This window comes from Pseudomonas sp. GW821-FHT03C07, from assembly GCF_059420925.1.
This window is the reverse complement of sequence record NZ_JBWKUQ010000010.1, coordinates 126,768-141,552: the sequence shown is the minus strand read 5'-3', so window position 1 is coordinate 141,552 and position 14,785 is coordinate 126,768. Positions and strand designations below refer to the sequence as shown.

10 protein-coding genes are annotated in these 14,785 nt (G+C 60.2%); 5 read left to right on the top strand and 5 right to left on the bottom strand.

From position 1 onward, the window contains the following. Positions 1-28: 28 nt before the first annotated feature. The 5 genes from clpP (at position 29) to AC07VG_RS19965 (ending at position 7,118) form a co-directional block, all read left to right on the top strand. Entirely contained in the window at positions 29-664 is a 636-nt protein-coding gene (gene clpP / locus AC07VG_RS19985) for an ATP-dependent Clp endopeptidase proteolytic subunit ClpP (RefSeq protein ID WP_495002695.1), read from the top strand. Positions 665-777: 113 nt separating this feature from the next. Beyond that, positions 778-2,061 (top strand): ATP-dependent Clp protease ATP-binding subunit ClpX, encoded by a 1,284-nt coding sequence (gene clpX / locus AC07VG_RS19980; protein WP_121138383.1) that lies wholly within the window; start codon positions 778-780, stop codon positions 2,059-2,061. A 138-nt stretch (positions 2,062-2,199) separates the two neighbouring features. Continuing rightward, a complete protein-coding gene (gene lon, locus AC07VG_RS19975) occupies positions 2,200-4,596 on the top strand; it encodes an endopeptidase La (RefSeq protein WP_495021741.1) in 2,397 nt (798 codons plus the stop codon). Between the two features lie 148 nt (positions 4,597-4,744). After that, entirely contained in the window at positions 4,745-5,017 is a 273-nt protein-coding gene (locus tag AC07VG_RS19970; protein ID WP_002552737.1) for an HU family DNA-binding protein, read from the top strand. Positions 5,018-5,258: 241 nt separating this feature from the next. Then, a complete protein-coding gene (locus AC07VG_RS19965) occupies positions 5,259-7,118 on the top strand; it encodes a SurA N-terminal domain-containing protein (RefSeq protein WP_495002693.1) in 1,860 nt (619 codons plus the stop codon). A gap of 85 nt (positions 7,119-7,203) precedes the next feature. Here AC07VG_RS19965 and AC07VG_RS19960 read toward each other — a convergent pair whose 3' ends face one another. From AC07VG_RS19960 to AC07VG_RS19940, 5 genes are read right to left on the bottom strand one after another with little or no spacing between them, the layout of a single operon-like run. After that, positions 7,204-8,817 (bottom strand): ABC transporter ATP-binding protein, encoded by a 1,614-nt coding sequence (locus tag AC07VG_RS19960; protein WP_495021740.1) that lies wholly within the window; start codon positions 8,815-8,817, stop codon positions 7,204-7,206. A gap of 1 nt (position 8,818) precedes the next feature. Further along, complete coding sequence (locus AC07VG_RS19955) at positions 8,819-9,838, bottom strand: ABC transporter permease (RefSeq protein ID WP_495002691.1); 1,020 nt, start codon at positions 9,836-9,838, stop codon at positions 8,819-8,821. Between the two features lies 1 nt (position 9,839). Then, entirely contained in the window at positions 9,840-10,913 is a 1,074-nt protein-coding gene (locus tag AC07VG_RS19950) for a microcin C ABC transporter permease YejB (RefSeq protein WP_495002690.1), read from the bottom strand. Between the two features lies 1 nt (position 10,914). Continuing rightward, on the bottom strand, positions 10,915-12,753 hold the full coding sequence (locus tag AC07VG_RS19945; protein WP_495021770.1) for an extracellular solute-binding protein: 1,839 nt from the start codon (positions 12,751-12,753) through the stop codon (positions 10,915-10,917). Next, a complete protein-coding gene (locus AC07VG_RS19940; RefSeq protein WP_495021739.1) occupies positions 12,753-14,585 on the bottom strand; it encodes an extracellular solute-binding protein in 1,833 nt (610 codons plus the stop codon). Before AC07VG_RS19940 ends, AC07VG_RS19945 begins: the two co-directional genes overlap by 1 nt. Positions 14,586-14,785: the final 200 nt, after the last annotated feature.

Here is a 14,785-nt window from a genome sequence, read left to right as displayed (position 1 = left end):
CATGACTATTTGGGAGTGACTGCAGAGCATGTTCCGTAATTCCTATATTCAGCAGAACTCTGATATCCAGGCCGCAGGCGGCTTGGTCCCGATGGTTGTCGAGCAGTCCGCTCGTGGCGAACGCGCCTATGACATCTACTCGCGCCTTCTCAAGGAGCGGGTGATTTTTCTGGTGGGCCCGGTAGAGGACTACATGGCCAACCTGATCTGTGCGCAGCTGCTGTTCCTTGAAGCGGAAAACCCGGACAAGGACATCCATCTCTACATCAACTCCCCGGGCGGTTCGGTGACGGCGGGCATGTCGATTTACGACACCATGCAGTTCATCAAGCCAAACGTGTCGACCACCTGTATTGGTCAGGCGTGCAGCATGGGCGCGTTCCTGCTGACCGCCGGTGCCCAGGGCAAGCGTTTCTGCCTGCCGAACTCGCGTGTGATGATTCACCAGCCACTGGGTGGTTTCCAGGGCCAGGCGTCGGATATCGAAATCCATGCCAAGGAAATCCTCTTCATTCGTGAGCGTCTCAACACGCTGATGGCCAAGCACAGTGGGCGCACCCTTGAAGAAATCGAGCGCGATACCAACCGTGATAATTTCATGAGTGCAGACGCCGCGCGTGACTACGGGTTGATCGACGAAGTGATCGACAAGCGCCCCGCTTAACATTAAGCAGCTCAAAATAAGGTGGGTCGGCTGCTCCGATCACCAGCGGGCTTGAAAAAGCCCGCAATAGCCTTCATCTTGTGTTGCAAGCCTATCGGATTTGGATCGAACGAATGACTGACACCCGCAACGGCGAGGACAACGGCAAGCTGCTTTATTGCTCCTTCTGTGGCAAAAGCCAGCATGAAGTACGCAAATTGATTGCCGGCCCCTCGGTCTTTATCTGCGACGAGTGCGTCGACCTGTGCAACGACATCATCCGTGAGGAGGTGCAGGAAGCACAGGCCGAAAGCAGCGCGCATAAATTGCCTTCGCCTAAAGAAATCAGCGGCATCCTTGATCAGTATGTGATTGGTCAGGAACGTGCGAAAAAGGTTCTGGCGGTAGCGGTCTACAACCACTACAAGCGTCTGAACCAACGTGACAAGAAAAGTGACGACGTCGAGCTCGGCAAAAGCAACATCCTGCTGATCGGCCCGACCGGTTCGGGCAAGACCTTGCTGGCTGAAACACTGGCCCGTCTGCTGAATGTGCCGTTCACCATCGCCGATGCAACCACCCTCACCGAGGCGGGTTATGTAGGTGAGGACGTGGAAAACATTATTCAGAAGCTGTTGCAGAAGTGCGATTACGATGTGGAAAAGGCTCAGATGGGCATTGTCTACATCGACGAAATCGACAAGATTTCCCGCAAGTCCGATAACCCTTCGATTACCCGGGACGTTTCCGGTGAAGGCGTGCAACAGGCCTTGCTGAAGTTGATCGAAGGCACGGTGGCCTCCGTTCCGCCCCAGGGCGGTCGCAAGCACCCGCAGCAGGAATTCCTGCAGGTAGACACCCGCAATATCCTGTTTATCTGTGGTGGTGCGTTCTCCGGTTTGGAAAAGGTTATTCAGAGCCGTTCCACCCGTGGCGGCATCGGTTTCAGCGCTGAAGTGCGTAGCAAGGAAGAAGGTAAGAAGGTCGGTGAGTCCCTGCGTGAAGTCGAGCCTGACGATCTGGTCAAGTTCGGTCTGATCCCGGAATTCGTCGGTCGCCTGCCGGTCCTGGCGACGCTGGACGAGCTGGATGAGGCTGCGTTGATGCAGATTCTCACCGAGCCGAAGAACGCCTTGACCAAGCAGTATGCCAAACTGTTCGAAATGGAAGGGGTTGACCTGGAGTTCCGTGCCGATGCACTGAAATCCGTCGCCAAGCGTGCTCTGGAGCGTAAAACCGGTGCTCGCGGCCTTCGTTCGATCCTCGAAGGCGTCCTACTCGACACCATGTATGAAATCCCCTCGCAGTCCGAGGTGAGCAAAGTGGTGATCGATGAAAGCGTGATCGAGGGTAAATCCAAGCCGCTGTACATCTACGAGAACAGCGAGCCGCAGGCCAAGGCCGCGCCTGACGCCTGAGTGCGGCAGACTGTGACCTGACAAGGGGCCTTCGGGCCCCTTTTCTTTTGGCGCTTGTTTTTTTCCGAACAAGCCCCCATCTTGGTTTCAAGCTTATCCACCTGTTTCCGGCCGTACGGCCGCCGTAGAGGCGAAATCATGAAGACAACCATAGAATTGCCTCTCCTGCCATTGCGTGATGTCGTGGTGTATCCGCACATGGTTATCCCGCTGTTTGTGGGGCGCGAGAAATCTATCGAAGCCCTCGAGGCCGCGATGACGGGCGACAAGCAGATCCTGCTGTTGGCCCAACGTAATCCTGCCGATGATGACCCGGGCGAAGATGCGCTGTATCGCGTAGGTACAGTCGCTACCGTATTGCAATTGCTGAAGTTGCCTGACGGCACCGTCAAGGTGCTGGTCGAGGGTGAGCAGCGCGGCACCGTCGAACGTTTCAGCGAGGTCGACGGTTACTGCCGCGCCGAAGTGGCGCTGATCGAAGAGGCCGATGCACCGGACCGTGAGTCCGAAGTTTTTGTCCGTAGCCTGCTGGCACAGTTCGAGCAATACGTGCAGTTGGGCAAGAAAGTCCCGGCTGAAGTGCTGTCGTCGTTGAACAGCATCGATGAGCCGAGCCGCCTGGTCGACACCATGGCCGCGCATATGGCCCTGAAGATCGAGCAGAAGCAGGAAATTCTCGAAATTGTCGACCTGTCGACTCGTGTCGAACATGTGCTGGCCTTGCTCGACGCTGAAATCGACCTGTTGCAGGTCGAGAAACGCATTCGGGGTCGCGTCAAGAAGCAGATGGAGCGCAGCCAGCGCGAGTACTACCTGAATGAGCAAATGAAAGCCATTCAGAAGGAATTGGGCGACAGCGATGAAGGCCATAACGAAGTCGAGGAGCTGAAAAAGCGCATCGACGCCGCTGGTCTGCCGAAAGATGCCCTGACCAAGGCGCTGGCCGAGCTGAACAAGCTCAAGCAGATGTCGCCGATGTCCGCCGAGGCGACCGTGGTGCGCTCCTATCTCGACTGGCTGGTGCAGGTGCCGTGGAAGGCCCAGAGCAAAGTGCGCCTGGACCTGGCGCGGGCCGAAGACATTCTCGATGCGGACCATTATGGTCTGGACGAAGTCAAGGAACGGATCCTCGAATACCTCGCCGTACAGAAGCGCGTGAAGAAAATTCGCGGCCCTGTACTGTGCCTGGTCGGACCTCCTGGCGTGGGTAAAACCTCCCTGGCTGAGTCGATTGCTCACGCGACAAACCGAAAATTCGTACGCATGGCCCTCGGTGGCGTGCGTGACGAAGCGGAAATTCGTGGTCATCGGCGGACTTACATCGGTTCGATGCCAGGAAGATTGATACAAAAGATGACAAAGGTTGGCGTGCGCAACCCGCTGTTCCTGCTTGATGAAATCGACAAGATGGGCAGCGACATGCGTGGCGATCCGGCTTCGGCGTTGCTGGAGGTGCTGGACCCGGAACAGAACCACAATTTCAACGACCACTACCTGGAAGTTGACTACGACCTGTCCGATGTCATGTTCCTCTGTACCTCCAACTCGATGAACATCCCGCCAGCGCTGCTGGACCGGATGGAAGTGATCCGCCTGCCGGGTTACACCGAGGACGAGAAGATCAACATCGCCACCAAGTACCTGTCGCCCAAGCAGATCCAGGCCAATGGCCTGAAAAAGGGCGAACTGGAATTCGAGGTCGAAGCGATTCGCGATATCATCCGCTACTACACCCGCGAAGCCGGTGTGCGTGGGTTGGAGCGGCAAATCGCCAAGGTCTGCCGCAAGGCGGTGAAAGAACATGCGATGGAAAAACGCTTCTCGGTCAGGGTCACGGCCGAGCTGCTGGAGCATTTCCTCGGGGTGCGCAAATTCCGTTACGGCCTGGCCGAGCAACAGGATCAGATCGGTCAGGTCACGGGCCTGGCCTGGACCCAGGTCGGTGGCGAGTTGTTGACCATCGAAGCCGCCGTGGTGCCGGGCAAGGGGCAGTTGATCAAGACCGGTTCCCTGGGCGATGTCATGGTTGAGTCCATCACCGCCGCACTGACCGTGGTGCGCAGCCGCGCCAAGAGCCTGGGCATCCCCCTGGACTTCCATGAGAAGCGCGACACCCATATCCATATGCCGGAAGGGGCGACGCCGAAAGACGGCCCTAGCGCTGGCGTAGGAATGTGTACAGCCTTGGTGTCAGCCTTGACTGGTATTCCTGTGCGTGCCGACGTGGCCATGACCGGTGAAATTACCTTGCGTGGTCAGGTGCTGGCCATTGGCGGTTTGAAGGAAAAATTGCTGGCGGCACATCGCGGTGGGATCAAGACCGTCATCATTCCTGAAGAGAATGTGCGCGATCTGAAGGAAATTCCTGACAATATCAAGCAAGATCTTCAGATTAAACCGGTTAAATGGATTGACGAGGTCCTGCAAATTGCGCTGCAATACGCGCCGGAGCCCTTGCCAGATGTGGTTCCGGAGATCGTCGCGAAAGATGAGAAGCGCGACTCCGATTCTAAGGAAAGAATCAGCACGCATTAAGTTCGGATCAAGCCTGGGTGGCTTCCTTGACAGCTTTTTAGAGCCCTTGTTATAAAGCGGCTCTTAAGTGTCTGTAGGCCATTCAGCACAGGTTTAGCTTTCACCCAAAAACTTAGAAATATACTCAATAGATATAAGGGGACTTAGAGTGAACAAGTCGGAACTGATTGATGCTATCGCTGCATCCGCTGATATCCCGAAAGCTGCTGCTGGCCGTGCGCTGGATGCAGTCATCGAATCCGTCACTGGCGCTCTGAAGGCTGGCGACTCCGTTGTACTGGTAGGTTTCGGCACCTTCTCCGTGACCGATCGTCCTGCTCGCATCGGTCGCAACCCTCAGACCGGTAAGACGCTGGAAATCGCTGCAGCCAAAAAGCCAGGTTTCAAAGCCGGCAAAGCACTGAAAGAAGCTGTCAACTGACATTCGTTCAAGCCTTTGCCTATCCGGGTCGGGTTCTTGCCTGATCTGGCCGCGGAGCGGTGAAGCGGTCGGCCACGGTCCTTTCAGGGCCAGCCTGACACGCCGAGGGACGCGTATTCGAGCCCTCATCCGCTCTGCCAGTTACGAGAAGGCGCATCCTCGGATGCGCCTTTCTTCTATCCGGATTCTACCCACGCTCCACGGTTGCCCACATTGAAGTTCAACCGTTTCTGGGGGACGCATGCTGCAAAATATCAGGGACAATTCACAAGGCTGGATTGCCAAGACCATCATCGGGGTCATCGTCGCATTGATGGCGCTGACCGGTTTCGATGCCATTTTCAGGGCCACCTCCACCAGCCAGGACGCGGCCAAGGTCAACGGTGACGAGATCACCCAGACCGAGCTGAGCCAGGCGGTCGACATGCAACGTCGCCAACTCATGCAGCAGCTGGGCAAGGATTTCGATGCCTCGTTGTTGGATGAGAAAATGCTCCGCGAATCCGCCCTCAAGGGGCTGATCGACCGCAAGCTGCTGCTTCAGGGGGCCGAGAAGTCGAAGTTCGCTTTCTCCGAGGGCGCTCTGGACCAGGTCATCCTGCAAACGCCTGAATTCCAGGTCGACGGCAAGTTCAGTTCCGATCGTTTCGACCAGGTGATTCGTCAGCTGGGTTACGGTCGCCTGCAATTCCGCCAGATGCTGGCCCAGGAAATGCTGATCGGCCAGATCCGTGCCGGTCTGGCGGGCAGCGGTTTCGTCACCGATGCCCAGGTGTTGGCGTTTGCCCGTCTGGAAAAGCAGACCCGTGATTTCGCCTCGCTGAACGTCCCGGTCGACCTGTCGGCGGTCAAGCTGACCGATGACGAGGTCAAGGCCTACTACGACAAGCATGCCAAGGAGTTCATGACGCCGGACCAGGTGGTCGTCGATTACCTGGAGCTGAAGAAGTCCTCGTTCTTCGACCAGGTCAGCGTCAAGGACGAAGACCTGCAGGCGCTGTATCAGAAGGAAACCGCGAACCTCGCCGAGCAGCGTCGGGGCGCGCACATTCTGATCGAAGTGAATGACAAGGTGAACGACGCCCAGGCCAAGGCGAAGATCGAAGAGATCCAGCAGCGCCTGGCCAAGGGCGAGCATTTCGATGCCCTGGCCAAGGAGTTCTCCCAGGACCCGGGTTCGGCCAGCCATGGCGGAGACCTTGGTTTCGCCGGCCCGGGCGTCTATGACCCGGCCTTTGAAAAGGCGCTGTATGCCTTGACCAAGGACCAGGTGTCGGGACCGGTGCGCAGTGAGTTCGGTTATCACCTGATCAAGTTGCTGGGCGTCGAGGCACCGCAGGTGCCGACCTTCGCGAGCCTGAAGGACAAACTGACCCGTGAGCTGAAAACCCAGCAAGTGGAGCAGCGTTTCGTCGAAGCGACCAAGCAGCTCGAAGATGCCTCGTTCGAAGCCTCCGACCTGGCCCAACCGGCCCAGGACCTGAACCTGAAGGTGCACACTTCCGCGCCGTTCGGCCGTGAAGGTGGTGAGGGTGTGGCAGCCAACCGTGCCGTGGTTACGGCGGCGTTCAGTCCGGAAGTGCTGAATGAGGGTGCCAACAGCACCGCCATCGAGCTGGACCCGGAGACCATCGTCGTGTTGCGTGCCAAGGAACACCGCAAGCCTGAGCAACTGCCACTGGCCAGCGTGGATGCCGCGATTCGCAAGCAATTGACCAAGGAGCACGCCACGGCGGCGGCCAAGGTCAAGGCTGACGAATTGATCGCCAGCCTGCGTGACGGCAAGGCGCTGCCGGCCGGCCAGGCCTGGAAAACCCAGGAAGCCGTTACCCGTGGCCAGGAAGGGGTCGATCCGGCGGTGCTGCAAGCGCTGTTCCGTATGCCCAAGCCTGAAGGCAAGGACAAGCCAACCTTCAGCACCGTGACCCTGGCCGATGGTAGCCTGGTGCTCGTGCGCTTGAATGGCGTGAACGAAGGCGCGGCGCCAAGCGAAGAAGAGAAGGCGTCCTACCGTCGCTTCCTCGCCTCCCGTGCCGGCCAGCAGGACTTCGCGGCGTACCGCAAGCAGCTGGAAGGCCAGGCGGACATCAAGCGCTTCTGAGGCGATTGATTCAGCTAACGCCCGTTGTATAAAAAAGACCGCTCATCGAGCGGTCTTTTTTTATCCCCAATCAGCAGGATTGTGCCTACAGCGGACTCGTCCCAGGCACCAGGAATGCCGCCTCCAGCAACTGTTTTGTATAAGGATGTTGCGGCGCGGCAAAGATGTCCTTCGCGTCGCCTTGTTCGACGGCCTTGCCATGCTTGACCACCATCAGTTGGTGACTCAGCGCCTTGACCACCGCCAGGTCATGGCTGATGAACAGGTAGGTCAGGTTGTACTTGATCTGCAACGAACGCAGCAGTTCGACAACCTGGCGCTGCACCGTGCGGTCGAGGGCCGAGGTCGGCTCATCCAGCAGGATCAGCGCCGGCTTGAGCACCAGCGCCCGGGCAATGGCAATACGCTGGCGTTGCCCGCCGGAGAACTCGTGGGGGTAGCGGTTGCGGGTCTCCGGGTCCAGGCCCACCTCTTTCAAGGCGGCAATGATCGCCGCTTCCTGTTCCTGCTCGTTGCCGATCTTATGGATGCGCAAGCCTTCACCGACAATCTGGCTGACGCACATGCGCGGGCTGAGGCTGCCGAACGGATCCTGGAACACCACCTGCATTTCCCGGCGCAACGGCCGCACCTGTTTCTGCGACAGGCAACTCAAGGATTGGCCTTCGAAACGGATATCGCCCTGGCTGCCGATCAATCGCAGGATCGCCAGGCCGAGGGTGGATTTGCCCGAGCCGCTTTCGCCGACAATACCCAGGGTCTGGCCCCGGGGCAGGCTGAAGTGAATGCCATCCACGGCCTTCACATGGTCCACGGTGCCGCGCAGCAGGCCTTTCTTGATGGGGAGCCAGACCTTGAGGTTGTCCACCTCCAGCAGCGGCTCACCGACCTGGGTCAGGGCCGGCTCGCCACGTGGTTCGGCGCTGAGCAGCTCACAGGTGTAGGGATGTTGCGGGGCCTGGAACAAGGCTTCGCAGTCGGCCTGCTCGACGATCCGACCGCGCTGCATGACGCATACACGGTGGGCGATCCGACGCACCAGGTTGAGGTCATGGCTGATCAGCAGCAGGGCCATGCCCAGGCGCGCTTGCAACTCCTTGAGCAATTCGAGGATTTTCAGTTGCACCGTCACGTCGAGGGCGGTGGTCGGTTCGTCGGCGATCAGCAGTTCCGGTTCGTTGGCCAGGGCCATGGCGATCATCACACGCTGGCGCTGGCCGCCTGAGAGCTCGTGTGGGAGGGCTTTGAGGCGCTTGTGTGGCTCAGGGATGCCGACCAGCTCCAGCAGCTCCAGGGTGCGTTGGGTGGCCACCTTGCCGGTCAGGCCCTTGTGGATGCCGAGCACTTCGTTGATCTGCTTCTCGATGGAGTGCAGCGGGTTCAGCGAGGTCATCGGCTCCTGGAAGATCATTGCGATGCGGTTGCCACGGATATGGCGGATGGTCTTCTCTTTCAGGGTCAGCAGGTCCCGCCCGGAATACTGGATCGTACCGCTGGGGTGATGGGCCAGGGGGTAGGGCAGCAGGCGCAGGATCGAATGCGCGGTGACCGACTTGCCCGAGCCGCTTTCGCCGACCAGGGCCAGGGTTTCGCCGCGACGGATATCGAAGCTGATGTTTTCCACTACCCGCTGGCGCTGCTCGCCAACCACGAACTCCACCGAGAGGTCGCGCACTTCGATCAGATTGTCCTGATTCATCTTACTTCCTCGGGTCGAAGGCATCGCGAGCGGATTCACCGATAAACACCAGCAGGCTGAGCATCAAGGCCAGCACGGCGAACGCGCTCATGCCCAGCCAGGGCGCCTGCAGATTGGATTTGCCCTGGGCCACCAGTTCGCCCAGGGACGGCGAGCCGGCCGGTAGGCCAAAGCCAAGGAAGTCCAGGGCGGTCAGGGTGCCGATGGCGCCGGTGAGGATGAACGGCATGAAGGTCATGGTCGAGACCATGGCGTTGGGCAGGATATGGCGGAACATGATCGCGCCGTTCTGCATGCCCAGGGCCCGGGCCGCGCGGACATATTCCAGGTTGCGTCCACGGAGGAACTCGGCGCGTACCACGTCCACCAGGCTCATCCAGGAAAACAGCAGCATGATCCCCAGCAGCCACCAGAAGTTCGGCTGGACGAAGCTGGCGAGAATGATCAGCAGGTAGAGCACCGGCAGCCCGGACCAGATCTCCAGGAAGCGCTGGCCGGCCAGGTCGACCCAGCCGCCGTAGAAGCCCTGCAAGGCGCCGGCGATAACGCCGATGACTGAGCTGAGCACGGTCAGGGTCAGGGCAAACAGGACCGAGATGCGGAAACCGTAGATCACCCGCGCGAGCACGTCACGGCCCTGGTCGTCGGTGCCCAGCAGGTTGTCCGCTGAGGGCGGGGCCGGCGCCGGGACGCGCAAGTCGTAGTTGATGCTTTGATAGCTGAACGGAATCGGCGCCCACAGGGTCCAGGCATCCTTGGCCTTGAGCAGTTCGCGGATGTACGGGCTCTTGTAGTTGGCTTCCAGTGGAAACTCGCCGCCGAAGGTGGTTTCCGGATAGCGCTTGAGGGCCGGGAAATACCAGCCGCCGTCGTAGTGCACCAGCAGCGGCTTGTCGTTGGCGATCAGCTCGGCGCCGAGGCTCAGGACGAACAGCAGCAGGAACAGCCAGAGCGACCACCAGCCGCGCTTGTTGGCCTTGAAGCGTAGGAAACGTCGGCGATTGAGGGGGGATAACTGCATCTCAATGCTCCCGATGTTCGAAGTCGATCCGCGGATCGACCAGGGTGTAGGTAATGTCGCCGATCAGTTTCACCACCAGCCCCAGCAGGGTGAAGATGAACAGGGTGCCGAAGACGATCGGGTAATCGCGGTTGATCGCCGCTTCGAAGCTCATCAGGCCCAGGCCGTCGAGGGAGAAGATCACTTCCACCAGCAGGGCGCCGGTGAAGAAGATGCCGATGAAGGCCGAGGGAAAGCCGGCGATGACCAGCAGCATGGCGTTGCGGAACACGTGGCCATAGAGCACGCGGCGCTGGGTCAGGCCCTTGGCCTTGGCGGTGACCACGTACTGCTTGTTGATTTCATCGAGGAAGCTGTTCTTGGTCAGCAGGGTCATGGTGGCGAAGTTGCCGATGACCAGGGCGGTGACCGGCAGCGCCAGGTGCCAGAAGTAGTCGAGGACCTTGCCGCCGAGGCTCAACTGCTCGAAGTTGTTCGAGGTCAGGCCGCGCAAGGGGAACCAGTTCAGGTAGCTGCCGCCGGCGAACACCACGATCAGCAGGATCGCGAACAGGAACGCTGGAATCGCGTAGCCGACAATGATCGCCGAACTGGTCCAGACATCGAAATGACTACCGTGGCGGGTGGCCTTGGCGATACCCAGGGGGATGGACACCAGGTACATGATCAGGGTGCTCCAGAGCCCGAGGGAAATCGACACCGGCATCTTCTCCTTGATCAGGTCGACGACCTTGGCATCGCGAAAGAAGCTGTTGCCGAAGTCCAGGGTCGCGTAGTTCTTGATCATGATCCACAAGCGTTCCGGTGCCGACTTGTCGAAGCCGTACATGTGCTCGATTTCCTTGATCAGGGCCGGGTCCAGGCCCTGGGCGCCGCGATAGCTGGAGCCGGCCACCGAAACCTCCGAGCCGCCGCCGGCGATCCGACTGGTGGCGCCTTCGAACCCCTCGATCTTGGCGATCATCTGTTCCACCGGGCCGCCGGGGGCAGCCTGGATGATCACGAAGTTGATCAGCAGGATGCCGAACAGGGTCGGGATGATCAGTAGCAGTCGGCGAAAAATATAGGCCAGCATCTTATTGCTCCGCGCTCGTGCTGTCGGTTTGCGCCGATACCGCCGGCTTGGCGTCCGGCTTGATCCACCAGGTGTAGACACCGACATCGTAGGCCGGTGAAACCCGCGGGTGGCCGATATGGTCCCAGTAGGCCACGCGCCAGGTCTTGATGTGCCAGTTGGGAATCACGTAGTAGCCCCATTGCAGCACCCGATCCAGGGCGCGCGCGTGTTCCACCAGGTTCTGCCGGGAGTCGGAGTCGATCAGCGCTTCCACCAGCTCATCCACCGCCGGGTCCTTGAGGCCCATGAGGTTGCGGCTGCCGGGTTTGTCGGCACTGGACGACTTCCAGAATTCCCGCTGCTCGTTACCCGGCGAGCTGGACTGCGGGAAGCTGCCGACGACCATGTCAAAGTCTCGCGAGCGCAGGCGGTTGATGTACTGGGAGACATCGACCCGGCGAATCACCAGGTCGATGCCGAGGTCCGCGAGGTTGCGCTTGAACGGCAGCAGCACCCGTTCGAAATCGCTTTGGGCCAGCAGGAACTCGATACTCACCGGTTTGCCCTGGGCGTCGACCATCTTGTCATCGACGATACGCCAGCCGGCCTCTTGCAGGAGTTGGTAGGCGCGGCGTTGTTGCGGGCGAATCATGCCGCTGGCGTCGCACACCGAGGGTTCGAAGGCCTGGTTGAAGACCTGCTCGGGAATCCTGCCGCGCAGTGGCTCGAGGATCGCCAGCTGGGCGGCATCCGGCAGGCCGGTGGCGGCCATTTCCGAGTTTTCGAAATAGCTGCGGGTACGCTGATAGGCGCCGTTGAACAACTGCTTGTTGGTCCATTCGAAATCGAACAGCAGGCTCAGCGCCTCGCGCACGCGGATATCCTGGAACATGGGTTTGCGCAGGTTGTAGATAAAGCCCTGCATGCCGGTCGGATTGCGATTGGGGATCTGCTCCTTGATCAGTCGGCCCTGGGCGACGGCCGGGGTGTTGTAGGCGTTGGCCCAGTTCTTCGCGCTATTCTCCAACCAGTAGTCGAACTGCCCGGCCTTGAGGGCTTCCAGGGCCACGGTGCCGTCACGGTAGTAGTCCATGACCATGGCATCGAAGTTGTAGAAGCCACGGTTGATCGGCAGGTCTTTGGCCCAGTAGTCCTTGACCCGCTCGTAACGTACCGAGCGGCCGGCCTTGACCTCGGCCAACTGGTACGGCCCGCTGCCGAGAGGGAATTCCAGGTTGCCCTTGTTGAAGTCGCGATTGGCCCACCAGTGCTTGGGCAGCACCGGCAACTGGCCGAGAATCAGCGGCAGTTCACGGTTGGTGGTGCGCTTGAACTTGAACAGTACTCGCAACGGATCTTCGGCGACGGCTTCGTCGACGTCGGCGTAGTAGGTCCGGTACAGCGGTGCGCCGTCCTTCATCAGGGTCTGGAAGCTGAACACCACGTCTTCGGCGCGCATGGGCTGGCCATCGTGGAAGCGTGCCGCGGGGCGCAGGTAAAAGCGCACCCAGCTGTTATCCGGGGCTCTTTCGATTTTTTCCGCCACCAGGCCGTATTCGCTGAAGGGTTCGTCCAGGCCATGGCGCATCAGCGTGTCGTAGATCAGGTCGAGACCGTCGGCCGGCACGCCCTTGGTGATAAAGGGGTTGAGGCTGTCGAAACCGCCCATGGCCGACTGGCGGAAAGTGCCACCCTTGGGCGCGTCGGGGTTGACGAAGTCGACGTGCTGGAAATCGGCTGGGTATTTCGGCGGTTCGTTATAGAGCGTCAGGGCATGTTGTGGGGCGGCGACCGTGAGGCCGGCCAGGGCGCTGAACAGCAGGCCGCTGACGGGCAGGAACAGGACACGCGAAAACATCATTGGGCTTTCTCCGAAGCTTTCATCCACCAGGCGCTCAGGCCCAGGGTGTACGGCGGCGTAGTGACAAAGGCGAACCGGTTGCGGTAGGCCAGGCGATGATAGGCAAGGTACCAGTTGGGAATCATGATGTGCTGCCACAGCAGGACCCGGTCGAGGGCGCGACCGGCAGCCAGTTGCTCGTCCCGGGTGCGGGCCGCCAGCAAGGCTTCGAGCAGGTGGTCGACCACCGGGCTGGCGACTCCCGTGTAATTCTTGCTGCCCTTGACGCCGGCCTGGCTGGAATGAAAGTACTGCCACTGCTCGAGTCCCGGGCTGAGGGTCTGGTCCAGGGTCATCAGGATCATGTCGAAATCGAACTGGTCGAGACGTTGTTTGTACTGGGCACGATCCACTGTTCGCAAGCGGGCGTCTACACCTATGCTCGCGAGGTTTTCGACGTAGGGCTGGAGGATCCGTTCCAGGCTCGGATTGACCAGCAGTATTTCAAAGCGCAGCGGTCGGCCGTTCTTGTTCAGCAGGCGCTGGCCATCGAGTTTCCAGCCGGCTTCGCCGAGCAGGGCGAGGGCGCGGCGCAGGGTCTCGCGGGGAATGCCGCGGCCATCGGTGCGCGGCAGGCTGAACGGCTCGCTGAACAGCCGGGCGGGCAGTTGTTCGCGGTAGGGCGCGAGCAGTAACCATTCCTGGCCGGCCGGAACCCCCGTGGCGGCAAACGCGCTGTTGGGATAGAAACTCATGGCCCGCTGGTAGGCCCCGCCGAACAGGGTGCGGTTGGTCCATTCGAAGTCGAACATCAAGCCCATGGCTTCGCGCACTCCGTCTTGGGCAAAGCTGGCGCGGCGGCTGTTCATGAACAGGCCCTGGGTCTGGGTCGGGATCTGGTGGGCGATCTGGGCCTTGATCACCTCACCCCGATCAACGGCGGGGAAACTGTAGCCATTGGCCCAGTTCTTGGCCTGGTGTTCGATATAGATATCGAACTCACCGGCCTTGAACGCTTCAAAAGCAACGTCGCTGTCGCGATAGAACTCCACTTCGACGCGGTCGAAATTGTATTTGCCGCGATTGACCGGCAGGTTTTCGCCCCACCAGTTCCTGACCCGCTCAAAGACCAACTGACGGCCCGGTTGCACCTTGCTGATGCGATAGGGGCCACTGCCCAGCGGCGGGTCGAAGGTGGTGGCGGTGAAGTCGCGACCTTGCCAATAGTGTTGCGCCAGCACCGGCAGTTCACCCAGGCGCAGGATCAGCAGCGGATTGCCCGAGCGCTTGAAGACGAAGCGGATCCGCTGGGGCGTGAGCACATCGACCCGTGAGACTTCCTGCAGACTGGTGCGGTATTGCGGATGACCTTCCTTGAGCAGCAGGCGGTAGGAAAAGGCCACGTCGTAGGCGGTAATCGGTGTGCCGTCGTGGAAGCGCGCCTCGGGCCGCAGGTTGAACACCACCCAGCTGCGGTCTTCGCTGTACTCCAGCGACTGGGCGATCAGGCCGTAGCTGGCGTTTGGTTCATCTCCCGAGGGCGCGTACTGACCGGTGCCAGCCATCAGGGTGGCGTTGAGCTCATTGACACCGTACTGCAGGAAATTGGCCGTGGTGACCGGGCTGGTACCCTTGAAGGTGTAGGGGTTGAGGGTGTCGAAGGTGCCGAACGCCATCACCCGCAAGGTGCCGCCTTTGGGCGCGTCGGGGTTGACCCAGTCGAAGTGGGTGAACCTGGCGGGGTACTTGAGCGTGCCGAACTGCGCATAACCATGGCTTTCGCTGATCGTCGCGCTTGCGGGAGAGCTCAAGGCCAGGCTGAAGAACAGCAGGAGGAGGGGATGCGTCAAGGCAGAGATCCGATCCAGGCGGCTTGGGCTATAGGGCCAGTACCTTAACAGCTTGTATCGGGAGGAAAAAGGCGTTGCTGAGTACGCTCGGCCCCCGGTAGGCGCCGGCTTGCCGGCGATGAGGCCCGCCAGTCTTGTAGTGACTGTCTGGCCGCCGTCGCCAGCAAGCCGGCTCCTACCGGGGACGCGGTGTTTTTGAG

Excerpts from the sequence above, each read along its gene's own strand:
- clpP (WP_495002695.1), top strand. The coding sequence starts at position 29 with ATGTTCCGTAATTCCTATATTCAGCAGAACTCTGATATCCAGGCCGCA.
- clpX (WP_121138383.1), top strand. The coding sequence starts at position 778 with ATGACTGACACCCGCAACGGCGAGGACAACGGCAAGCTGCTTTATTGC.
- lon (WP_495021741.1), top strand. The coding sequence starts at position 2,200 with ATGAAGACAACCATAGAATTGCCTCTCCTGCCATTGCGTGATGTCGTG.
- AC07VG_RS19965 (WP_495002693.1), top strand. The coding sequence starts at position 5,259 with ATGCTGCAAAATATCAGGGACAATTCACAAGGCTGGATTGCCAAGACC.
- AC07VG_RS19960 (WP_495021740.1), bottom strand. The coding sequence starts at position 8,817 with ATGAATCAGGACAATCTGATCGAAGTGCGCGACCTCTCGGTGGAGTTC.
- AC07VG_RS19955 (WP_495002691.1), bottom strand. The coding sequence starts at position 9,838 with ATGCAGTTATCCCCCCTCAATCGCCGACGTTTCCTACGCTTCAAGGCC.
- AC07VG_RS19950 (WP_495002690.1), bottom strand. The coding sequence starts at position 10,913 with ATGCTGGCCTATATTTTTCGCCGACTGCTACTGATCATCCCGACCCTG.
- AC07VG_RS19945 (WP_495021770.1), bottom strand. The coding sequence starts at position 12,753 with ATGTTTTCGCGTGTCCTGTTCCTGCCCGTCAGCGGCCTGCTGTTCAGC.